This is a genomic window from Litorilituus sediminis (assembly GCF_004295665.1).
Lineage (GTDB): Bacteria > Pseudomonadota > Gammaproteobacteria > Enterobacterales > Alteromonadaceae > Colwellia > Colwellia sediminis.
The window spans coordinates 3,266,491-3,290,915 of sequence record NZ_CP034759.1 but is presented as its reverse complement, the minus strand read 5'-3'; the positions used below and the strand labels follow the sequence as shown (position 1 = coordinate 3,290,915).

The window sequence follows — 24,425 nt, the reverse complement described above, 5'->3', positions numbered from 1 at the left end:
CAGCACATCCCTTATTACATCATTACTTTAAAGCTGTTTAATATTTACTCATTTAGCTAGTACTTTGTTAAACAAATACTTTTCAAGATAAAAACACACCAAGCAAACAAAGCACATTCACAAGCCAGTACTTGTAATGCGTTGTCATGGTTCAAGCAGACTGAGCTTATTAAGTTTCTGTTCGATTCTCGCGTGAATTCATCCTGAATTTCGCCTTTACTGAATAGGAACCACTATGAAAAATACCTTAAAAGTACTTTCTATCGCGTTGGCATTTACCGCAAGTATTTCTCTGCCACAAGCGCATGCTGAATCATCTACTAGCATGTTAATCAGCCTAGCTGAAACTAAGCCAGCTTTGGTAGAGCAACTAAACAACCTAGCGCTAACCGATGCTAAGCTACTCGCGCAATTATTAACTTTGTCGGAGTCTAAACCTGAGCAATTACAACGTTTATTGGATTTAAAAGCGCAAGACCCAACCGCGTTTGAGCATTTAGTGACCATAAAGCAAGCCGAAGCTAAACAAAAGCAAGGGGAAGTTGGTGAGAATGGCACCATTAGCGACGGTGGTGTGATTAGAACCTAATTGTTACATCGCCCAGTATTAGCGTGGCTATCCATCAATTTTTTAAATTGAGCTTCACGGCATAATGCGTCAAACCAAGGAAGGTTATACCAAACAGCTCCGACATTATTTTTTAATGCCACTTTAACATGATGGATAGCCGAAGATTTTTCATTTAACAAGCTATAAACCAAGGCGGAAGCGTAAGACACCTCCCCGTTATCAGAAGTCAATTCCTGCGCTTTATTTATCGTTGCTATAGCTAAGTCAGCTTGCCCTAATTGCGCGTACGCCTGCGCTAAATTGGTGAGATATTTCACCTCATTTTTACCAACTAACAAGCTTACAACTTGTTGATAATGAGATTTAGCCAATTGCTTATCGCCCATCATCATTTCAATATCAGCCAAATTCAACAAGTTAAAAGGATGCTTAGGAGCTTTTGCTAATGCTTTTTGCGCAAACTCTAATGATTTTTTATATTGCTTATTTAATGCGTACGCCAAAGCCAAGTTAGTTAAATCACTGCTTTGAGGATTAATGTTAACAATAGCCTGATAAGCCGCTATTGCTGATGCCAGCTGACCTTGCAACAGCCAAATATTAGCCTGTAACCTTTTACCTTTAATGTTATTAGGGTATTGCTTTAACAGGCTTTCAATGGTCTTTTCCGCCTCACTCAACGCCCCCATACGCCAATAACTAAAAGCGCTGTTGTAGAGCAAACTTAAACTAGGTCTAAGCTTGTAAGCATCGGTGTAGGCTTGTGCTGCTTTGTCATAATGTCCGCTGCTAAAATGCATATAAGCTTGCTGCTCTAGTATTAGCAAAGCATCTGCACCGCGATGCTTTGCCTCGGTAATTTGCTGCTGAGCGACGTCCATTTGCCCTAGATCTGACGCCAACCAAAACCTATCAATCGCTTCATAGACGCTGTAGCGATATTCAGGTGGTGCATTTTGTAGCAAGCTATCAAGTTGCTGTAGATATTTTTTGTCTCGTGAATCTAGGTATAAGTCTAATGCGGTATCTCGATATAAGGCATAAGCGGCATACAAATAGGGCGACCTTGTTAAAAGCTCAGCAAGTTTAGATAAGCTGTGTTCATTATATTGTCTTTGCTCTTTTATCTCGTGGTAAAGATTAATATAACGCTGATAGTCTGATTCTTTTATTGGCTTTTGTAGTAAACCCGCTTTATTTACTGCTAACTCTTTGGCAAACAAAGCAGCAAATTGCCCTTGGCTGGCACTGTACATAACGCTAAATTTCTCAATAAGTAAAAACCAATGATTCTCGGCACTAACCGATAAGTGTTCAGCATTATTTGGTCTGCTAGTTAACCGAGCAAAACGAACGTTACAACGATTAGTATCACACTCTAACGAGGTGGTAATAAGGTCTGATGCCCCTAGTGCTTGTTTAAGCTTAGCTAAATTGTCACCGAGCAAAGCGGTTGTTGCCATGACTTCTCGCTGCGAGATCAAATACATGTTTTTAGTATTGATAACCGCTTGGCGCATGGCATCTTCAACTGTTGATAACACCAAAGCTTGTTGCGCTGCAGGCATAGCAGAGTTTTCTATCAGCCTAGGCTTTAAAATAGCCACATGCTTGTTGTCGCTCTCATCTTGGCTGACAAAGTAAAAGGCAAACAACACCAACAAACACAGTAAACAAGCACCCGAGAATAACTTAATCGCGCTAAAGCCATGCTGCTTTTTCGTTATTGGCTCGGGCAAAGGTAAAGTCGCTTGCTCACTGTCTAGGTTTTGCTGCCACTGCATTAATATATGGCCTAATCTATTTTCTATCTCCGCTGCTGTTAACGTGCGCTTTGCAACAGGCTTAACCAGCATTGCCATTAATAAATCGGTTAATGCAGCAGGCGCATCACAGAGCAAGTTTTTTGCATGTTCCGGCACTTGCTGACAAATACGCTCTGCCACTTGGTTTGCTGAGCCTTGACCAAAAGGATGACTGCCAACGAGTAATTGATAAGCAATAATCCCCAATGAGAAGATGTCTGTTCTATAATCGAGTGCTTGTCTTGCAATATGCTCTGGCGACATATAAAACAAACAGCCATAACCAGCGCTACTGTCAGACTCAATACCTTGCTCCTGACCTGCCAAACGCGCAATACCAAAGTCAGCTATTTTTAGCTGCCCTTGCTTATTAATTAAAATATTACTTGGCTTAAGATCACAATGAATAATGCCATGTTGATGTGCTGCTTTCAGACCAGATGTTAATTGCCGTAATAGCTCAAGCTTTTCAACCATAGATAACTGGTTTTCTTTTTGATACTGGCTTAGCGATTGGCTATGAAAATATTCCATAACCAAAGCAGCTTGGTTATTTTGTTCATAGACATTGTAAATTTGAATAATATTAGCGTGACTTAATCGCGCTAAAATACGCGCCTCAGCTAAAGCATGCTCAAGCGATTGCTCGCCAGATAAAGCGGTAAGCTCTTTAATGGCAACTTGTCGTTCTAGTTTGTTATCTTGGGCAAGGTAAACCTTACCCATACCACCCTCGCCCAATAGGCGAATTTTACTGTACTGCCCTTGCATATTAACCATGCAGTACCGTTAGCGACGCTTTACCTTGGCCTCGATTAACAATAAGTTCATTACCTTTGTAAATCCTAAAAAAGCTGCCAGCAAAACGAATTCTTCGCCCTTGACGCTCAATCAATTCATCACCATCGCAGGCACCGCCAAGTATCTGCCTAAATTGCTTTTTCGCTCGGCACACATGGGTGTTAAACAAAGAGATATCATAGCCTAGCTCCTGCGCTAAAATTTCTGGTAATACCCAGCCTTGATCGCATTCAGCTAAGCCCTTTCTAGCATCACTATCGCGATACCTCGCAAGGTTTAAGGTTAAATAATGATGAGCATTGTTCGACAAGGAGTGCTGTTCATCTAAGGTGGTGATATGCAGCTCAGTGTTTTCTTCATCTAAACTGAGGTTAAAGCGATACTTAATTTGGCTAGCTAACAACTTAGGTTTTGATAATTGCAGCGTCTGTTCGCTTTGGCTATTGAGATTAATTTGCCAATTTTGTTCGCTAAAACGTAGCGTGTCTAAATCATTCACTGGATAGGCATGACCGTTAGCATCGTCTATAAACTCTTTATACCACTGCCCTTTACATTGAGCATAAAACAGCACTATTTCTGGCTTGTCTTCATTGGGCAATAAGTTGTAATCCGTTAATATAATAGGTGCTTGGCTTGTTTGCTGAGCGCGCTCATCAAGTGCTAATAACATATTTTGCGGTGGTGCTAAATCAGCTACCTTCATGCCATAAGTTTCACCTGAGGCAAAGGTAACTATATCGCCGAGCTCTAGCTTGCGGAAGGTGTCTTTTAGCAACTTTTCATTATTTACCCAAGTGCCATTATGACTAACATCGCGAATAAACCATTGCTGTTGAAACCATTCAATAACGGCATGTACCCTTGAGACTTCTGGGGCACTAATCACAGTATCTGCATTAGTCGCTGACCGACCAATACAGTGATAGGCATTTAAATACTTTAAAATGGTCGAGGTTTCGCTTAAATCTAAAATAGCAGCCATATAAACAACGTATGCAAGTGATGTTACTAACAGTAAATATATCAAAGCATTGAAAGACAAATTGTATAAAATTACAAGAAACTCATATAAAAAAGATTTTTTGTATGAATGTCATCCTAGCATAACGCGGCTGTAAGGTTGTTTGTTTTCGCGCAAATAAAGCTTGTTCACAGACTTATCTAATCAAAGCATTTTGCCTATTTAACAACCAGTTAATAGCTATACAAACCGCCAAAGTTAATTTTAAAGAAATTAGCAAAAGTAATATTCAAACACCAGTATCTAGCTAACAGAAGAAAGTAAACCACTAAGTAACGGTTAATACTAGCTAAATTCATGAAGGCTTATCAAAGCAATAAGGTTTTCAAACAAGAACGATGACAAGCAAACTACGACAATTATCAATCAAGTCATTTTACTGCGTCAAAACAAGGTTTTTACTAGTCTTCATGCTACAATTTGTCTTATCTAGGTTGTAACTTTTCAGATTTATCATGGCTAAAAAAGCGCTCACTATTCATGAAAAAACCATCTTTGACGGTGTCTTTACCAAATATTTTTTAAAGTTTATTTTCTCTATCTGGTTCAAACTGGCTGGCTGGAAAATTTGCCAACCAACACCTGAAGGTGCAGGAGTAACCATTGCCGCGCCACACACCTCCAATTGGGATTTTATTTACGCACTTGGTGCGGCTATTTTGCAAGATGTGAAAATTTACTTTTCCATTAAAGATAGTTTATGCAAAGTACCGGTATTAGGTTCATTTTTAATGTATCTTGGCGCTATCCCGATCGATCGCTCACCTAATGGTGCTGGTCAAGTTGAACAAATTAAAAATTTCATTAAAAGCCAAAAACTCAACCGAGTGTTTTTCTTATTTACGCCAGAAGGCACACGCAGTGGCGTACAAAAATGGAAGACAGGCTTTTATCACGTTGCTCAAGGCTGCGATTTACCTATTTTTCTTGCCAAGGTTGATTACCTAAGTAAAGAAGCCGGTGTATTCCATACCTTTTCCTTAACCGGTGATAAAGACAGTGATATTCAAGCAATGCAGGCTTCTTACAAAAGCATTCAAGGTAAATTCCCTGATGAGCAATTCCCTGAATACACGGGCCAAATGCCTGAGATTAATGAAACCGAAGCAGCAATTATTCGCGCCATGTATTCTTTTAAAGGCGTAGCCACTAAAATGGAAATCACTGCCAAGGCTAAGCTAGGTGAACTTTCTACTTCTATGCTGGACTTTCTTATTGAAAAAGGTTTACTTGAAAAGGCTAAGCTTTTAACGGAAAAGAATGAGCCAACTTATCAGTTAACCTTTGCTGGTCGCGGCTGCTTCTTACATTTAACGCCACGTGCCTAAAGCAAAATTCTTGCTGCAATTCATGCATAAAAAAAGCGCTAATCGCAGTATGTGATTAGCGCTTTTTATTTAACCTGGCTGAGGTTACTGTTAACTATCTTTTCTCAACAAACACCACAGACGATAAAGGTGCAATACTAAAGCCTTTATCCGTTGCCTTGCTTTGTTTTAATAGCGTATCTTCACCTTGCTGTTGAATCGGGTGAAGCTGATAACTCGCTGCTGACTCATAAGCAAAGAACTGCGCTTTATCGCTAGTATTAAAGATAACCATAATACGCTGATAATTATCATCAACGGCCTCACCTTGGTTATCATCTAGTTGCATCACTAACAAGCCAAGTTGCTGCGCTTTACCTTGGTTTAAAAAGGCAATTTTCTCCAATACTTGTTGTTCGCTGGTTAGCCTAAATAAAGGTGAGCTCATGCGAATAGCTAACATGTCTTTAAAGGCCTTGCTAGCAAAAGCAATATCTTCACTAGTTACCTGATCGCGCCCTTGATGACCTGCCATAACTTCCTGTATTAGCGGCCAATTCTCCTTATCTTTTACCGCGGGTGGTAAGCCAACATTGTAATAATTATTTTGCTTAGAAAAATCGACACGGTTAAACCAATCGCTGTAATCATAACTATCACGTAGGAATGACTTAGAGCGCATAAATTCGCTACCCATATGTAAGAATGGAATACCTTGGGCAAACAGCGCGAATGACAGGCTTTGCACATGCATACGCACACGATTTTCTGTGGTTACATCAAAGGCTAAACGATACTGGCTATTATCCCAAAGCGTTTGATTATCATGTTTTGACACATAGTTGATGGTATCAGCAGGATCTAACGCATAACCCGTTGGTTGGTCGCCATAAGGAATATCTTTACCTAGCACAGCTTCACCCTGGGCATTCTCTAGTGGGTAATTAACTAAGTTGCCAGCCAAACCAATACGCAGTTGATCCATGCGTAAATGATAGTCAGCCAAACTTTGCTTAGCGTCAGCTCGCTCATTTGGCTGCATTAATAAGCCATTGCCTATGCCTTGGCTATCACGAGTATTATTTCCACCTCCGCGAACTGCGTCACGCAATCTATCGGTAAAGGTACCTATTTCTGTGCCGCCTAATTCCAGTTGGCTTGCTTGAGTAAATTGACTGTTATTAGCCACTTCACCAAAATTCCAACCTTCCCCATAAAAGTAGGTATCACTATCAACTGCTCGCACCGCTTCGCGCGCTACCAGCATAGCTTGTTTGGGTTGATGACCCATTAAATCAAAGCGGAAACCATCAATTTTATAATCACGCGCCCAAACCACCAGTGAATCAGTCATAAGCTTAGCCATCATCACACGTTCGGTTGCGGTATTATCACAACAGGTAGATTGCTCAATTGCCCCTGTAACTGGATGCAACCTGTGATAGTAATGTGGCACGATTTTATCAAGCACAGATTTATCTTCTAAGCCTGATTGATAGGTATGGTTATAGACGACATCCATTATCACCCGAAAACCTAACTCATGTAGGTTTTGCACCATCTCCCTAAACTCAACAATACGTGCTTTACCTTGTGGATTTAGCGCGTAACTACCTTCAGGCACAGTGTAATGGAAAGGATCATAACCCCAGTTAAAGTTATCTACTTCACGTAATTCACTCACTAACTGCTGTGCTTGACTACCACTAACATCAAAGCTCTCTAATACCGTTTTAAGTGACGTTTGAGAAGAAACGTTATTATCACTACATACGCTGGTATTTGGCGCTATAGTACATACTTTTTCAATACTGTCATTGAGGGAAATCGCTTGACTGATATCTTCATTGACCGTGCCAATATCAAAGGTCGGCAGTAAATGTACCGTATTTAAACCGGCATCACGCAATGATAATAAATGCTTCATGCCATAGGAGTTTTGTTCACTAAAGGCTTTATATTTTCCTTGGTAGCGGCTATCTGATAACGCAGTGTCATCTGAGCTGAAGTCACGAATATGGGTTTCGTACAATACATGATCTTCTGCATTATTAATCGATGGAATGTTATGTTGTTGCCAGTTGCTAGGTTGAGTGTCTGCGCTATTTAAATCAACCACTTGTGAGTACTTACTGTTCACTGACAAACTCAATGAATAAGGATCTGTAGTAACTAGAGTTTCAACTTGCAGACTGATTGGGTGATAGACAGTAATTTGATATTGATAATAAGCGCCATTTAGTGTTTTATCACCGACAACAGACCATACACCAGTCGTGTTATCTTCCACCATGGCAAGTTTTGCCGGGCTTGCCGGGCTTAAATCATCATTAAAAACTAATAGCTCAACCTGTTGTGCTGTAGGCGCCCATAATTTAAAGCTAACTCCTTGAGATGTAATAGTTGCGCCTAAGTCGGTTACTTCATTGGCATCATCTTTACCTTGGGTGTACAAGGCATCAATAACCGCGCCAGTTTGTAACCAAGAAACCTGCTGGCTTTGTTGTGCTTTATCTAAGCCGACAACCATTAACTGCTGCTTTAACCATGCCTTAGCCTGATTCGCGGACAAATTCATTTTATAGGCCTGAAAGTCAGCCAAATGTGGGAATTTCTTGGCTAAATGCTCAGGTAAATCTGTAGCAATTAAGGTTATGGCATCATAAGCATCAGGGTTGGCATTAACCAGCTGATACAATAACTTAGTTTGCGACTTGGGCAGCACTAATAACTCTGGCGTTAACCAATGAGCAGCACTATCAGATGCCTGTTTAACATAGTCGCTCACCATAGCGGCATTCGCTTGCTGGCTCGACAATGAGCTCTGCTCAGCTTGATTATTATCACCACATGCTACAAGCCCTGACACAAACACTAAGGCTGAAGATAAGGCGGCAATACGATACAAGGAAGAAGGTTTTGTCATAATGAATTTTCTTTAAATACTCATAAATACTACGTTACTTGCTAACGTCATGGAAAAGAACTTATTTTGTCATTTTGCATACGTATTCACGTACACATTCACGAACTAAAGCCCTAGCTCAAACACAAAAAAAGCTTGTTGAAGTGTAACCTCAACAAGCTTGTTATAAATTCACCAAATGATTAGGGCTGACATTGCTGAATAATCAAACTGCCAACATTAGCACCACGCGCTGGGTTAGCCTCATTAAGTGTCAGTAAGAAACTGTAACTACCTGCTGCTAAACTAGTTTGATTATTGGTGGTACCTGCGTCGTTATAGGCCACTTGATAATTAACGCCAAGTTCAAGGTTTTCAGTATTAATGTCACTGCCCCCTTGTGCTTGTGCCCATAATTGCGTTGTCCAACTACCATCATCTGAGGCAAGTTTAAACTGCATATCGCCGTCAAAATTAGCCACAGCCTGATAGGTATTATTCCCCTTGTAGTGAAGTCGATAGGCTTCATCAGCGCCCCAGCCAGAATGATCGCCCCGCACATACAGTTGACCACCGCCAGCAATAGCAAATGGAATATCATCATTTGAATCAGTGAGTGCAGCACAATCTACTGTTAGCGCAACACTGGTTAGTGATAGCACAGGCTTATCTTGTGATGCATCTAAGCTAAACTGATAACTAGCATCACTTGCTGCAACAAAGGTTAAATTACCGTTATCATTAGTGATGCTAATGCTGCCAGAGGCTAAGCTAATATCATCAAAACCTAAATCAAGTGCTATGGCATCTTGTGAGGTGATTCTAAAGCTTTGGCTACCTGCAGTTAAATCAATCGCTAAGTCATAAACGCCATTACCTTGATAAGTAAAACTATGCTCTGGCAATAACTCATTGTCTAACCAGCTCGACATACTGCCACGTAAGTACAAGCTAGTATCACCATAAGGAGCAACATCTGGTGCATCTCGGGTTACATTTGCTGCTAATCCCGCCCCTTGACTAGCACCTTGTTTTTTAACAAATACCGCGGTTGTTAACGCTGGCACAGTGAAAGCGCCATCATTTAAACCTTGAGTGAAACTCGCCATTTGCACATTAGCATCAGCAGAGTTTTGTTGAATGCTATGTAGCTCAAAATCAGCGGCGGTTAAGATACTGTGAGTTTGTTCGCTATCTGTGCCGTTAATTACCACCACAATAGCATCGTATTTGTTATCTAAATCAGTTAAACCAATACCATCATCTAAGCTCATAACAATTAAACCTGGCGTTTGCTTACTACCCGTATTGTGAAAGCCAAGTCTATCGATTACATCTTGTGCTGTGGTTAATCTAAACAGTTTGCTATCAGCACGAATGGCTAAAAACTCGCTAAATATTGCCGATGAGAAGTCAATATCATTAGCGAATACTGTCGTTTGGTTATCGGCAATTAAACTACCGATAGTTGACCACTTGCCTTCGTTATCTTGGGCAAGCGGCAAGCCAACATGCCAGTTATTTCTTTGCTTAGTAAAGTCGACTTTGTTAAACCAGTCGCCAGCATCATAGCTGTTTCTATCCATCGACTTTGAGCGAATTAAATCACCGCCCATTTGCAAAAATGGAATACCTTGGCTGATTAGCGGTATGGTTCCCGTAATATTCTGTATTCTTACTCGCTGCTCTCGAGATGTACCGCTTTCAATGCCGTACTGTAGCTGATCCCATAAGGTTTCATTATCATGTTTTGATACGTAATTAATAATGTCAGCAGGATCTTTGCCATAGGAAGCATGGTTAGCAAAATCACCACCTTTCTTGAGAGTATCGCTTCTATCTTGTAGCAAGTAATCAGCAAGCGTGCCTGCTAAGCCTAAACGTATGGTGTCTTGATTATTTAAATTAGCAGATGAGGCAAAAAGTGACGCACTGCGAATTACATCACGCGGTCTATCATTAAAAGTACCCACTTGTGAGCCTGCCATATTCAGTTGATGCGCTTGCTGATAACCTTGCTCACTACGTTGCCAACCTTCGCCATAAAAGTAGTTATCAGCATCAATTGCTTGTACTGCATCACGTGCTGACAAGATTGATTCAACAGAGTTGTTACTCATGATATCGAAGCGGAAGCCGTCGAACTTATAGTGCTGAGTCCACAGCACCAGTGAGTCAGCCATCAGCTTATCCATCATGCGATGCTCTGGCTCAGTATCCTGACAGCAAGTCTCATTAAATACTTGCCCTGTAGTTAAATCGCGACGGTGATAATAACCGGGCACCACTTTATCAAGTACCGAGTTATCCCATAAACCTGATGAGTTAGTATGGTTGTAAACCACATCAAGCACTACGCGTAAACCCATTTCATGTAGCGCTTGGTTCATGGCACGCATCTCTTTAATTCGAGCAACACCATCAGGGTTCGATGCATAGCTACCATCAGGGGCAGAGAAATGCTTAGGATCATAACCCCAGTTAAAGCTATCTAGGCCGCGCATGTCTTGAACTAAGGCTTGTGCCTCACTTGAGCTAGCATCGTAACCTTTTAAGACATCATGCAAAATGGCGCTATGGCTTTCGCTAGTACAAACACCAGCGCTACTATTTAATGCGCATAAATCAGCCACTGTATCGGTTAAATTAACTACTTCGCTGTCATCTTCATTAATGCTGGCAATATCATTTGCTGGTAACATTTGAAAATGCGTTAGCCCAGCTGCCACCAGAGATTTAAGGTGCTGCACAGGTGCAGAGTCCGCTTCAGTAAACGCCATATACTTACCGCGATTGGCCGCGCTGGTACTGTCATCTAAAATACTAAAATCGCGAATATGCCCTTCATAAATGACCGCATCTTCGGGATTAGCAATACTAGGTATTTGATGGTTATCCCAATTTTGTGGCTTTAAATCGGCATCATTTAAGTTAACAAACTGCGAATAGCTACCATTGGTTGATAAAGATAGCGAATAAGGATCGGTTGTTTGAATGGTTTCAAATGCTTGATTTTGTGGGTGATACGCTAGCAACTCGTAACGATAAAACAATCTATCATTGCTCTTTGGCAGGCTAACAGACCAGATGCCCGTGTCGCTATCTAGGCTCATGGCATGTGTTGTTTGTAGCGTTTTATCCGAGTTATACACCTTTAATGAAACTTGCTGAGCGGTTGGCGCCCAAACATTGGTGGTGATGCTGGTATCAGTGTAAACAAGGCCTAGGGTCGCTTCATCGGCGTCATTGCTGCCTGACGTATATAAATCATCGATAACACGCGGAGTTTGTACATAAGTAGCAGCGAGCACTTTATCACTCGCATCATAAGCGATTGCCAATAATTTGCCGGTTAGCATTTGCTTTGCTTTGTCAGCTTGCGCGCTTGTTGCAGTAAAGGTAGATAAATCGCTATATCGCGGCATGCCTAAGGCAGTGGCGCTGTTATTAGTTTGTGGTAAAAATTCAATAAAATTATCACCGGCAATGCCAGTTTCACCGTCAAAACCTAGCTCATCTGTTGGCGCGCTATAAACACGTACTTTACTGACGGCATCTGAGCTATTAACTTGCCAAAACACTGTCTCTAATCTTGCCCAATGTGCAGCAGTATCGGCAATTAAAACGCCACTAGGGTATAAGGTCGCTTGGCTGTAGAGCTCATCAATACCTGATAATGTCCAGATCATACGATCGCCACTGAGATCCGCCTTGTGATCAATACCACCTAAGTCTTTTTCATCACCTTTATGCACAATAAAGTTCGCGCAATCACTATAATCTGCTTTTAAGTCAATCAACCAGTAAGCACCGTAGTTAGTATCAATGCCCGATTGCGCCTGACCTGTTGCCCAGTCTGTGCCGCCATCACTGGCAAAATCAGCATAGCTATCACACTCGTTGTTATTCCATAAGTGTAGAATCCAACCATCATAATTAGCATCAGGTCGATTATAAAAGATCACTAATTGCTTATCGCCGGCAACCACGGATGGCTCAGGTAGAGCGGTATCATCAATTAGTTCAAAGTTAGTGCTTGCCTTAGCATTGGCATTACTAGGGTCAGAAACCGTTAAGCTAGCGGTATATTCACCGTAGGCAGGATAAGTTATTGAGCTAGAAGTTGTCGCACTGCAATCAGCAATTTCAATATCCGCTTGGCCATCTCCAGAAGATAATACGCATGACAAGGCATCATTATCACTATCACTAACTTGCCAAGTAAAGTTAACCGTTAAGGCTGAATTATCATCTGCCGTAGCAGAAAAACTAGCTATGGTTGGCGCATTATTACTCGGTGCTGGCGGTGTAACTGGGTCTGTACCACCATCGCCTGAGCCGCCCCCGCCACACGCTGCTAAAGTGAGTGTAAGCGCGCTTGAAATGAATACCTTAGTAACACTTGTCGTTATCTTCACAACTTTATCCTAATTGTTATTATCGTTGTTTTACAGCAACAAAAAGTAATCACTTACTTACAGTAACTGTAAATATATTATTCAATCATGCTAGCGCTTTGTTTAATTGCTGAACAGTGATTACATACGTATTCAATACAGTATTTTCTTAATGATTTTCAGGCATAAAAAAAGCCCTACCTTTAGGTAGAGCTTTTCACTTGGTATACGCTAGTACTTTCTAGTGATTTTCTATCAAAACTTGAAACTACTTAGCTGTCACTGTCATGGTTTTTGTTAAACCATCTTCAAAAGCAAAGATGTAAGTACCTGCTGGTAAATCAATGCCAATGTTATTGTTAGATATAGCTAACTCTAACGGCACACCAAGCTCAACTTTAGTTCCTGCTACTTCAACACCGTAATTATAGCCTAAAGATCCGCCCCAACCTTCGTCAGCTACTTTAAATTGACCAACACCAGAGAATGTTACTTCAATAGAGTAAGTACGTGATGCTTCTGCTGTGTTGGCGTCATTAGAGGCAACAAACATTAACTGGTTGGCATCAGATGCACTCCAATTAGTAATATCACCAAGCAAATACAGTGGTGCTTCAGATACTTTGACAACAGGGTCTGCGCCATCAAAAATTACTTCAAATTTATAAGACGTTGACTTAGCAACAGTCACACGCATGTTGCCGCCATCATCAGTGACCGCAATTGAGTCATCGGCAATAGTTACCTCATTAAAACCTAGATTAACAGTGCCCCAAGTTTCATCAGCAAATTTAAAGGCGTGATTACCACCCGCTTCTAAGCCGTATAATACGCTGTAGCTACGCTCATCAGCATTCCACTTGATTTCATCTGTCGCAGGAGACGACCAACCGTTAAGTGAGCCACGAACATACACAGGCGTTGTGCCAAATGGTAATGCTGGTTTAACTTCTATGGTCGGCATTTCTGGATTAGATAAGTCTAATACAAAATCATATTCAGCAGCACTTGCTGGTGTAAATGACAAGGCACCACCGTCAGCAACTAAGGCTAATGGTACACTTTGCGTGATGACATTATCGTTGCCAATGGCGCCTACTGCAAAACCTGCTGCTTCATCAGCAATGGTGAAGCTGTACTCTTCGGCCATTAGGGCTTTTCTGATTACGTATAAACCTTCACCGCTATATGTAAGCTCAGTGGTTTCACCCGCCATAGTAATTGCAGGGAATGCCGCTACTGGCACTTGATTAATAGTTAATTCAACAGCAGTTGGATCAGCAGCATTAACTAAGAATTGATAAATCTCTTCTTCTGCCATTTCCACCGACATATTTTGACCAACGCCAGAGCCAACAGTCATGGTAATTGTTTTGCCAACACCTGATTGCTCGCCACCTTTAATGCTACCGAAGCTTGCTGGCTCAGACCAAGATTCATCAGCTACTTTAAATTGATGGATAACAGTACAATCATCACCTTCACAATCAGTATCGTACAAGTAGTTTAAGCGGTATTGACCATTACCAGTGTATTCAAACTTGGCATCTTCTGGCGCTTTCCAATCATTAAAACCACCTTTAATGTAAAGGTCAGTTTCTTCTGGGTTAAACACGACAACACATTTAGAGGCAATATCAATTTGACCTACACCTACTGCTACCGTGTCATCTGGACAAACCAAGGCTTCACCTAAACATTGCTCACCTGACTCGTCAGCTGCCATACCCCAACCACAGGCTTTAAAACCAGAAGACGCTTCTGCGCCTAAATAAGGGTGTTGGTTAATCAGTAATAAGCCATCTAATGCGTTCGCAGGGAAGTCATCATGAGCGAAAGCATTCTTATCTAAGTTATGAAAAACCACATTACCTGATGGGCCAATTGGCATAACTAAGTCATTATCAGAGATTTTTTTACCTTCGGCGGTATCATTAAAAATGATATTACCGCAATTTGAATGACCTTCAACTAAGTGTAATTTCCAGTAATGACCATAGTTATCATCAATACCTTTGTTTTTATTGGCATAATCCGAATTCGATCCCCAGTTTGATAAGGTATCCTTTTGATAGGCAGTACAATCATCATTATTCCACGTGTGTACTACCATATTTTCATATAACGCAGAGTTATCTGCACCAGTGACATGATTTTTATGACGATAAAAAGCGATTGCTTCATCAGGACCTGCAGTCACAATTGGATCTGGTACACCTAAGATAGGATTTAATTCAGGTACGATACATTCATAAGTGCCCGTTTCATCAATCACTTTATAATTTGGACACGATAATGGTGGCGTGTAGCAAATTTCTTCACCATCCATTTCTGGCGTTGTTGCGTTTGCAGAACGTTCAATACGCTGAGACGGGCCTAAATAGTTTGCTGGAGGAATAGCGGCGAACCAAGCTTCAAACCACTCATCAAAGCCTTCACCGTAAATAACGTCTTGGCCTTGTTCAATTTTAAATGCGCGCGCTTCTTCTTTAGCTATCGCTTGGCGCTCTTGCTCTTCTAGCGTTAAGCCTAAAATGGCGTATAAATCTAAGCTTTGATATTTAAATTCTGCTTCCCAAGCAGCTTCATCCCAATCATCCCCTTGCTCTGCTTCAGCGGCTGCTTTTGCCTCTGCTTTAGCTGTAGCTAAATCAGCATTTTCTTTATCGGTAAGAGGGTATGAATCAGGACTGGCAATTTGCACTATATCAGGACTTTTACACCATAAACCTACTTCTTCAAATACGTCAGTAATTTCAGGCTGCTCTGCATCACTGCCACAGCCAGTAAGCACTGTACTTACGGCCATAACAGACCCAAGCATGAGGGTCGTTAAATTATATTTCATGAGTTTATAACTCCATAACTAGTTGTTTTTAGTTTATGTGTATATAAGTTTTGTGCTTACCCATTGTTTTGGTTGATTTTATATAACCAAAATTACTTCGCTGCCTAAGTAGGGTGCTACATTTTGTTACCTAGTATTCCGATCGCAGGGGCTGTTGGCCTTTAGAGGTTTGCTTTTGCAACAGTCTACTTGCTGTTATTTCAAGGCATTGCAAGTGTAATGTGGTTTTCCACATCAACGAGCAATAACGCTGAAATAATAACAAGTAGGCGTTGCCCTTCGGGTTCAATTAAAAATCATTTCTTTTTCGTTGCTCGCTATTTGCATGGATTACCATGCTACATAGCAAGCGCCTTAAACAAATGAATTTTATCTTGAACAAAAACTAAACCTATAAAGAACAATAGCCCCTAACTTTTAGTAACATCAATAAAGCTACACAAAGAAGTCTACTATGTATATATAGCAAAACGTCTGAATAGCCATGAATACGTATGCAAACCTATGCAGGGTTATGAATACGTATGCATTTAACTATTGCTTGTTTTTTGAGTAACAAGTTTTTACACTTAATTTGCTTGCCTAGAAAAATAAAAATAAATACCAATTAAAACAATACGATAGTGTATATAATAATTAAATTCCGATAATAAAAAACAGCAATATTAATTGCGACAATGCAGAAACATTTAGCATAAATACAAACTTGTATTTATTAAGGAATACACATGAAAAACTTTAATCTCAGTGCACTATCCATTGCGCTTATGATAGGTGGGATTCAGCTTGCTGCAGTACCAAACTATGCTTATGCTGCTGAAGCAGATGCCGCCGCAGAACAAGCCAAAAAAGATAAAGAAGAAGCTAACATCGAAGTCATCGAAGTTACCGGCTTTAAAGGCAGTGTAATCAAATCCCTCAATACCAAGCGTTTCTCAGATACCGTTGTTGATGCCATATCAGCTGATGATATCGGCGGCCTACCCGACGTATCAATTGCTGACTCACTAACGCGCTTACCTGGTGTTACCTCAGTACGTATTGACGGTCAATCAAGTGAATTAAACGTTCGTGGTCTTTCAGGCGGTTTTGTTTTCTCAACCCTAAATGGTCGAGAAATGGTATCTACCAGTGGCGGTCGTGCCGTACAATTTGATATTTTCCCATCTGAGCTGGTCTCACAGGCACAAGTATATAAATCGCAAAAAGCGTCATTAATCGAAGGTGGTATTGCTGCAACCATTAACCTAGAAACAGCCAATGCCCTTGATAATGAAGAAGATCACTCATTCCGCGCATCACTGCACGGCAACTATAATGAAGCCGCGGCTGATAATAATGACTCAGATACCTTTGGTCGTCGTTTAACCTTGTCTTATCAAGGTAAATACTTAGAAGATACCTTAGGTGTAGCGGTAGGCTGGGCAAATATGTTCCAACCAACGGTATCAAGCCGTTTTGTAAACTACCAATTTGATAAAAAAGAGAATTTTTCTCAGGCCTACAATGGGGCTCCAGAGGAAATATACCTGTCTTCAGGTTTTGAAATTAACGAACGTGGCGGTGAAGATAAGCGTGATGCTTTTGTTTTAGCATTAAACTACGAACCACGTGATGATCTAAGATTCCAAGTAGATGGTTTCTATTCTAAGTTTGATTCTGAAAAATGGGATCGCGGTTTACGTGTTTCAGGCATTAATAATATTGCAGAGCCTGGGTCAACCTTATTAATTGATAACCCGCTGATGGTGGGTGACGCCATAGTGGGTGGTACAATTTACCGCGATCCAGATGGCTCAGCTGTTGCTCCTCCATTCCCTGGCGCATCGAAAGATCTTAATGTTCAAACCCAAGCGGATGACAACACCACAGAAAGTGAAATGAAAGCGTTTGGCTTTAACGCCGAATGGGATATTAGTGATGATTTACTGATGTCTGTTGATATTTCTCACTCTGAAGGCAACGAGACCTACAAAGATCAGGTTATGCGTATGGCCTACTTTGACGACTCAAGCGTAGAATACCCAGTTATTGATGATAACATTATTCTTAGTTACCAACTTAATGGCCTGAATAACCCTTATATAGAGTTTAATCAAGATTTTACCGACACTGCCCACATGATGGTAACCAGTGCTGAATCATACCCGCACATTGAATCAAATTCATCTGATGCTATTCGTGTTGATTTTGCTTACCAACTTGAAAGCGATATTTTCTCATCATTAGAGTTTGGCGCACGTGCCTCACAGCGTGATTATGAACTAAGCCGTGGTCGCTTCTTATATGGTACAACTGACTTTAAGATGCGTAATGGTCAATACATTACTTTTGGTACAGATGCCGATGGTAATACCATTATTGTTGATAGCTTTAATCCGTTCCCATTAAATGACAGTAACTCTTCTGTTACCACTATCGGTGGTGATTTATCGGGTATGCCAAGTTTCTTAACGGTAGATAACAATGCCATTTTAGATGCATGGATCCCAAATGTAGATCGCACGCCAGTGAGAACATGGGAACACGACTGGACCATGACCCAAGGTAATTTGGTTGAAGAAGATGTACTGGCAGCCTACTTACAAGTAAACCTAGATACCGAAGTTTTCGGTTTACCGTTAACGGGTAATATTGGTGTTCGTTACGTACATTCAGAGCAGTACAGCACAGGTTTAGTCAGCGTTGGCACTGACAATGGTGACCCAATTGCTGATGACTTAGGGGTGATTAACAGTAACTGGCAGCGTAAGAAAGTTGGCGGCAGTTATAGCGATGTATTGCCATCACTTAACTTGAACTTCGGCTTAACGGATAACGATCAACTACGCTTTGCTTATGCCAAAGTAATGTCTCGTCCTGATATGCCTAAAATGGCTAACAGCGGTAACTTTGACTGGGTTGAAGACAAAGATGTAGGTCGTTATCAAATTAACCTAGACAGCTCAACTAGCCCGTTCTTACGTCCGTTTTATGCGCATCAGTTCGACTTATCATTTGAGCACTACTTTACTGAAACTGACGGTGCCTTTGTTTTCGCTATTTGGTACAAAGATATTGAAAACATGGTAGGTGATGGATTTGAAGATGACTTCGACTACGCCGCTGCTGGTATTGAAGTACCACCAACACCTGAAGACAAGCTATACGACCCAGCGACAGGTGAGTTAATTGATTATGCTAACGGTACCTACACGTTTGCAGATAATAATGCTGATGCCGGTTATATGCGCGGTGTTGAAATTGGCTATACGCAAACCTTTAACTTCTTACCAGGTTATTTATCTGGTTTAGGTGCTAACGTGAACTTCTCTTACACAGACAGTGAAATTGAAGTGGAATCAAAAGTACCAGGTGAAGATGGCGCGCCAGCCCCAATTGAAGGTTTATCGCCACGTGTTATCAGTGCAACCTTATTCTACGATTGGGAAGAGAAGTTTAGCGCACGCATTAGCGGTCGTTACCGTAGTGCTTACTTAAGTGAGCAAATTGCTATTGGTAGTGCGCAGTCTGCTTACTTTGAAGAAGAAACCATTATTTCAGCGCAAATGTCTTACAACTTCACAGAGAACTTCCAAGCTGTAGTTTCTGTTGATAACTTAACTGACGAACCAAATATCTCTTACTTCGGTGATACCTCGCGTACCGGTACCATTCAGTATTTTGGTCGCACTATTTACTTCGGTGTTAACTACTCAATGTAATACGCTAAAGTAAAGAAAAATAACAAAGTGTCTTGGGAAACTAAGGCACTTTTTTTATTTTAATACATTGAAAAACTTTATAAATGCTTACAAATTTTGTCGTAAAATTGTAGCACCTTATCAAATGAGTCATTAAGATAATGCTTTTCATTAGCTAAAAATCAAACCCTGCTAAAACTAAAAGATATCAAAATGAAAAAAATTGCCTTACATAAAACAGACTCTCAAACACTGATAGATTCTAGCCGCCTAATATACGGCTGTATGCGTATCTCGGGTGATAATACTCAAGCCGATAAAGTGAAAGGGAAACAAGCGATTGAGGCAGCGCTAGCCGCTGGTTACAACCACTTTGATCATGCTGATATTTATGGCGGCGGCCAGTGTGAAAGCTTATTTGGCGAGTTACTAAAACAAACACCAAGTTTGCGAGATAACATCATCATTACCTCAAAAGCAGGTATTAGACGCAATCCTCAGCATTATGATTTTTCTCATGACTACTTAACTCAAAGCGTTGATAACTCGTTAACTCGGTTAAATACTGACTATTTAGATTTATTCTTATTACACAGACCAGATTATCTGTTTAATGCCGAGCAAGTCGCTGATACCTTCAAACAGCTAAAAGCCAGCGGTAAAGTAAAACACTTTGGTGTCAGTAATTTTAAGCCGTCACAAGTTACCTTATTGCAATCGGCGATGGATGAGCCATTGTTGGTGAATCAAATTGAAATCAATATTCACAATATTTCCAGTCTGTTAGATGGTACTTTAGATCAATGTCAACAGTTAGGGATCACCCCGATAGCTTGGTGCCCGTTAGGCGGAGTTGCCTACCCTGCCTGGGGAAATACCTTTACCGCAGCAGATGAGAAGAGAATAAGTGTCGAAATCAATAGACAAGCTGAAAAGTACCAATGCCAAGCTTGGCAAGTTATCTTAGCTTGGTTATTAAAACATCCAGCAAATATCAGCCCTATTATTGGCTCAACCACGCCTGAACGAATCCAAGCAGCCACAGAGTCACTAACCATAGAGTACAGTCATCAAGATTGGTATCATTTACTTGAAGCAAGAAATGGTTACCCACAACCATAACTCCCCAACAAGGATAAGCAACCAATGAAACTGATTTACTTAACAACTTTGCTAATTACGCTGGCAGGATGCAGTGTTAACAATCAGGTTGAAACCATTCAACCTGAGCAGTCAGTCGTTAAGTATCAAAAGCAAAGCTTAGAAAATAACGATCCTCGCTTTAGCAATCTATACCCAGGTGAAAAAAGTTACCCAATAACCTGTGAAAAGGATTGCTACCCTGAATCGCCACTTGTTGTTTGTAAAAGCCCAGCTGAGAACTGCAGCTATACTGGCAAGCAATTTAGACCTAAACTTGCCACAGACTTTAAGGTGCGCTGGCTAGGTCATGCGAGCTTTTACATTGAGAGCAACGATGGCAGCAGCTTCTTATTTGACCCTGTCAGCGAGCAATTTGATTGGCCGGTGAATTGGGCCTTTAGATTAAGCGCCGGCTTTAATCGCCAACCTGGCGCATGGCCGACACAGCAACAAGTTGAAAATGTTGATGCAGTGATGTATTCACATATTCACTATGATCATTTTAATAAAGATGACATTGCCTTAATTGGTAATAAGCCTGAATATCTCGTACCGCTTGGTTTTGCCGAACACTTTCAGCAAGATGGCTATAAAGTCAATGAAATGACTTGGTACGCTGCAAAAACTATTGGTGAAACCACAGTTCACTTTGTACCAGCCCATCACTTTAGTAGCCGTATTTGGCTGCCTTATCTCTATGAAGATAATAATAAATCACTGTGGGGTGGTTGGGTTATTGAACATCAAGGTAAGCGATTATTTTTTGCCGGCGATACTGGCTATTCAAAACACTTTACGGATATCGCCAAAACTTATGGCGAAATGGACGTGTGTTTATTACCTATTGCATCATATCACCATAACGAGCATGGCAAATGGTATCGCTATGTACACACTACCCCAGAAGATGCATTAGTTGCGGCAAAAGATCTTAACTGTAAAGTGATGATCCCTTGGGGCTATGGCAATGCAAGCTGGAAAATGGGCGATCATAGCTCTCACTCTGCCTTGCTACGCTTATTACACATGCATAAAACGGTAAATCCAGACCTACCTTTATATATTCTTAACGAAGGTGACGAGATCCATTTATAGATCCAAATATGACAGTTATATTACATTTTGTTATATCAGGTTCTCTGCCTGATATACCTCAAACTTATAACGAGTAAATAAAAACTAATTATCAATAATTTATACTGGCTAAGCGAATAGTTTTAGCTTAATAATCGCAGCTATATTCACGCCTCAGGCATAGCAAAATAGTATACAAAATGCACAATTAGCTAGATCCTAGCAAAATTTCATGTTACAAACAGTTAACGCAAATTCAAGGATCATTTAATAATAACGCTTAAAAACTGTCCAGGAAGGCATAGTAAAAGCCACGCTGTAATATAACTATAATAACTATGCACAATGAATTATCTGCTGATCTTGCCCCGTTTAAAGGCATAATATTAAGCTTAGTATCCTATGCTAACCATCATAAGCTAGATACCTTAATTGAAAAGTTGACCCCCAATGTCAAACATGCTGTCCGCTTTTTGATAAAAATGGAAATTAAGCGCATTGCTAAGCCCTGCACCTTAGTTATGGACTTTCGTTCCATGTTTTCTCACTGCGAGCCAGTGCAGCACAATGAGCAATGTCATTATCTAGATAAAACCTCTAAAAAGGCCTTTTTGCAAAGCGTTAAACAAAACCAAGACAACTTTTGCGTTTACATGTACAACGAGCTTACGGAGAAGGCTAAGCATCGCTATTTAACTAAACAAGCTAAGCAAGGTGACGAAGCTCAAAGCATAAAAAGCTCCCTCAATATCGCGGTTGCCAATGCAATTAATTTAAGTAACCAAAACTATTTTCATGAAGAGCCTGAGAGCTTTCATTCTCAATACAAGGTATTTACCTATGATCCTTTAGGTATGTCTGACAATGGCAAGCGCAGCTTAGGCATTACCGTAACGCTAACCGAACTAAGCTTAAATCAATGTGTACTCAAGTCTGCTATTAACATTCCAGATATTGTTAATGATGAGCTATTTCTTTGGTTCTACCAGCACGACGAAAGATTAGAGTTCGAACCCGAGATCACTTTAGCCTACAAAGTGATAAAGCAAGAACAAGAGCACGGCCATTATATTTACCAGCTTAGTTTAGCCAATCAAAATACTAAGGATATGTTGAGCTTGCTATCACGTTTACAGCAACAAAAGCATATTGCTAATGAGCCGTATCGACAAAAACAAGTAGAGCCGTTAATTGACTCTGTTATGGCAAAAAGCCATGAGCAATTTCTCACCTCAAGAATCAACGACATCCCATTAATGTGCGCTAAATTTACCTCTGGCTGGCGACCTGACAGTGGCTTATATACCCAAGCTAATAAGCAGCTGTGGCAGTTTTTCAGCCAAGAGGATGATCTTGCGCCATTTTCACGCTTATTTGGCTATGAAAAACTTCAGCAAGCACTCGATAATAATCAAAGCTTTGACGATTACGCTTATATTTTAAAACATCAATATGCAGACAAAACGCAATATTTAATTATTTGGCAACAACAGTTAGAACAAGATAATAAAGCCAGAAAATTACTACAAAAGCACTTTTTAAATGGCAACTATCGCTATATCAGACTAACAATCAATGCCATAAATGCCTTAGAAGATGCCTATTTACCTAGCGCAGTAGCAAGCTCAATGAGCTCAGCCATGGCCTTTATGAATAGACCCTTGTGTAAAGCAACAGCTAAGTCTTTAAAAGCATACAACCACTTAGCTGTGATAGCGGATATTACCGAGCTTAACAATACCCTTTCCATTGCCGAGCAATTAAAAGTAAAAGAGCAACCATTACATGAAGTGGCGGCAATCAAATGTTCTAAAGAATTTGTTATGCCACGCTTGCAGCGTAAATCACAAATGAAAAAGATCAGGCTTGATTTAAACGATGCCCGCCGAGAAGAGCGCTTTGATTTAGCCTTAGATGTGGTCGTGACCCGATATGGTAGCCAGCCTTGTAGGATAAAAGGTAAAACCAACAATATTTCTTCGCGCGGCCTATCGATTAACTTAACCAAGCCACTGAAGTACAAAGCAGGTGAAAATATCGCCCTTACCTTACGTGTTCCTGATAACATATGCCAACCTGAAAAACTGATATCGCTTGATAATCAAGCCTATCAATTACTTGGTGGCAGCGACACTCACTTAAGGTTAGTCATTAATGGCCTTGAACGAAAACACCAAGCTTGCCAGTATTTGCGCAAGTTGATCTTTCATCATCTTGATGATTTAAAACTCTCTGGCGCTAAGGCTAATGAAATTTACGGCATGTCAAAAGCACTGCGTAATATCTATTGTCTGTGCCGTTTTTTATTCACCAAGACAAACGCCAATGGTATATCAACTCATTTGCCTTAAGTGATAATTCACAGTTCCCATCACTAGGTAATGGTGATGCCTGCGCACAAGAAATGCTTATTAAGCTGATTAACCAAGAAAAGTTTCGCGATTATTGTTTATTAAAACTCAACAAAATTGCTAAAAAAGAAGATTTTAATGTTTTTTACATGGTCACTGTGCCCCATGATAATAGCCAAGATAACGATACATTATTCTGGCTAGGGGATTTAGAGCAGCTACAGCAATCAGGCAAGCTTAACGATATTATGAAAAAGATATACTCATTAGGCAGGCCAACAGTATTGCGTGTGCAGATTTCTAAACCACAGGGAATTTTTGCCAAAGGCTTTATTGATGAATTGCACTACTTACGCAAAATATCGCCAAATAATGCCAATGAGTTGATTCAAACCATAGAACAGGTGTCAGGTATTGGCGAGGTAACTGATCATACCGAACAAGTGTTAGCGCTATACAATAGCTACTTCGCCAAAAAATCACAGCAAAACCTTGCTAAAGCGGGTTAGCAAGGCA

12 protein-coding genes are annotated in these 24,425 nt (G+C 40.6%); 7 read left to right on the top strand and 5 right to left on the bottom strand.

Going from position 1 to position 24,425, the window contains the following annotated elements; genetic code table 11:
* Positions 1-235: 235 nt before the first annotated feature.
* Positions 236-589 carry a hypothetical protein gene (locus EMK97_RS14605; protein WP_130603422.1) on the top strand — a complete coding sequence of 118 codons (354 nt, stop codon included), beginning with the start codon at positions 236-238 and terminating at the stop codon, positions 587-589.
* Here the strand turns inward: EMK97_RS14605 and EMK97_RS14600 are convergent.
* On the bottom strand, positions 586-3,156 hold the full coding sequence (locus EMK97_RS14600; protein ID WP_130603420.1) for a serine/threonine-protein kinase: 2,571 nt from the start codon (positions 3,154-3,156) through the stop codon (positions 586-588). The two genes, EMK97_RS14605 and EMK97_RS14600, sit on opposite strands and share 4 nt — an antisense overlap.
* Positions 3,149-4,162, bottom strand: a complete 1,014-nt coding sequence (locus EMK97_RS14595; RefSeq protein ID WP_130603418.1) for an FHA domain-containing protein — start codon at positions 4,160-4,162, stop codon at positions 3,149-3,151. The genes EMK97_RS14600 and EMK97_RS14595 overlap by 8 nt, the downstream gene beginning before the upstream one ends.
* 494 nt (positions 4,163-4,656) lie before the next feature.
* Here EMK97_RS14595 and EMK97_RS14590 point away from each other — a divergent pair, with 494 nt between their 5' ends.
* Complete coding sequence (locus tag EMK97_RS14590) at positions 4,657-5,529, top strand: 1-acyl-sn-glycerol-3-phosphate acyltransferase (RefSeq protein ID WP_130603416.1); 873 nt, start codon at positions 4,657-4,659, stop codon at positions 5,527-5,529.
* Positions 5,530-5,623: 94 nt separating this feature from the next.
* Here EMK97_RS14590 and pulA read toward each other — a convergent pair whose 3' ends face one another.
* From pulA to EMK97_RS14575, 3 genes are all read right to left on the bottom strand, one after another.
* Positions 5,624-8,434: a pullulanase-type alpha-1,6-glucosidase gene (gene pulA / locus EMK97_RS14585; protein ID WP_130603414.1), complete on the bottom strand. Its 2,811-nt coding sequence runs from the start codon at positions 8,432-8,434 to the stop codon at positions 5,624-5,626.
* Positions 8,435-8,616: 182 nt separating this feature from the next.
* A complete protein-coding gene (locus tag EMK97_RS14580) occupies positions 8,617-12,831 on the bottom strand; it encodes an alpha-1,6-glucosidase domain-containing protein (protein ID WP_246028801.1) in 4,215 nt (1,404 codons plus the stop codon).
* Positions 12,832-13,078: 247 nt separating this feature from the next.
* Entirely contained in the window at positions 13,079-15,619 is a 2,541-nt protein-coding gene (locus EMK97_RS14575; RefSeq protein WP_130603412.1) for a hypothetical protein, read from the bottom strand.
* Between the two features lie 767 nt (positions 15,620-16,386).
* Between EMK97_RS14575 and EMK97_RS14570 the strand changes: the two genes are divergently transcribed.
* The 5 genes from EMK97_RS14570 to EMK97_RS14550 all read left to right on the top strand — a co-directional run bounded on the left by EMK97_RS14570 (position 16,387) and on the right by EMK97_RS14550 (position 24,418).
* Positions 16,387-19,362 carry a TonB-dependent receptor gene (locus tag EMK97_RS14570; protein ID WP_130603410.1) on the top strand — a complete coding sequence of 992 codons (2,976 nt, stop codon included), beginning with the start codon at positions 16,387-16,389 and terminating at the stop codon, positions 19,360-19,362.
* A gap of 192 nt (positions 19,363-19,554) precedes the next feature.
* Entirely contained in the window at positions 19,555-20,463 is a 909-nt protein-coding gene (locus EMK97_RS14565; protein ID WP_130603408.1) for an aldo/keto reductase, read from the top strand.
* 24 nt (positions 20,464-20,487) lie between these two features.
* Complete coding sequence (locus EMK97_RS14560; RefSeq protein ID WP_130603406.1) at positions 20,488-21,579, top strand: MBL fold metallo-hydrolase; 1,092 nt, start codon at positions 20,488-20,490, stop codon at positions 21,577-21,579.
* 317 nt (positions 21,580-21,896) lie between these two features.
* The gene (locus tag EMK97_RS14555) at positions 21,897-23,909 is read left to right on the top strand and encodes a PilZ domain-containing protein (protein WP_130603404.1); all 2,013 of its coding nucleotides are present in this window, start codon (positions 21,897-21,899) and stop codon (positions 23,907-23,909) included.
* Positions 23,852-24,418: a hypothetical protein gene (locus EMK97_RS14550; RefSeq protein WP_130603402.1), complete on the top strand. Its 567-nt coding sequence runs from the start codon at positions 23,852-23,854 to the stop codon at positions 24,416-24,418. The genes EMK97_RS14555 and EMK97_RS14550 overlap by 58 nt, the downstream gene beginning before the upstream one ends.
* The last annotated feature ends 7 nt before the right edge of the window (positions 24,419-24,425 follow it).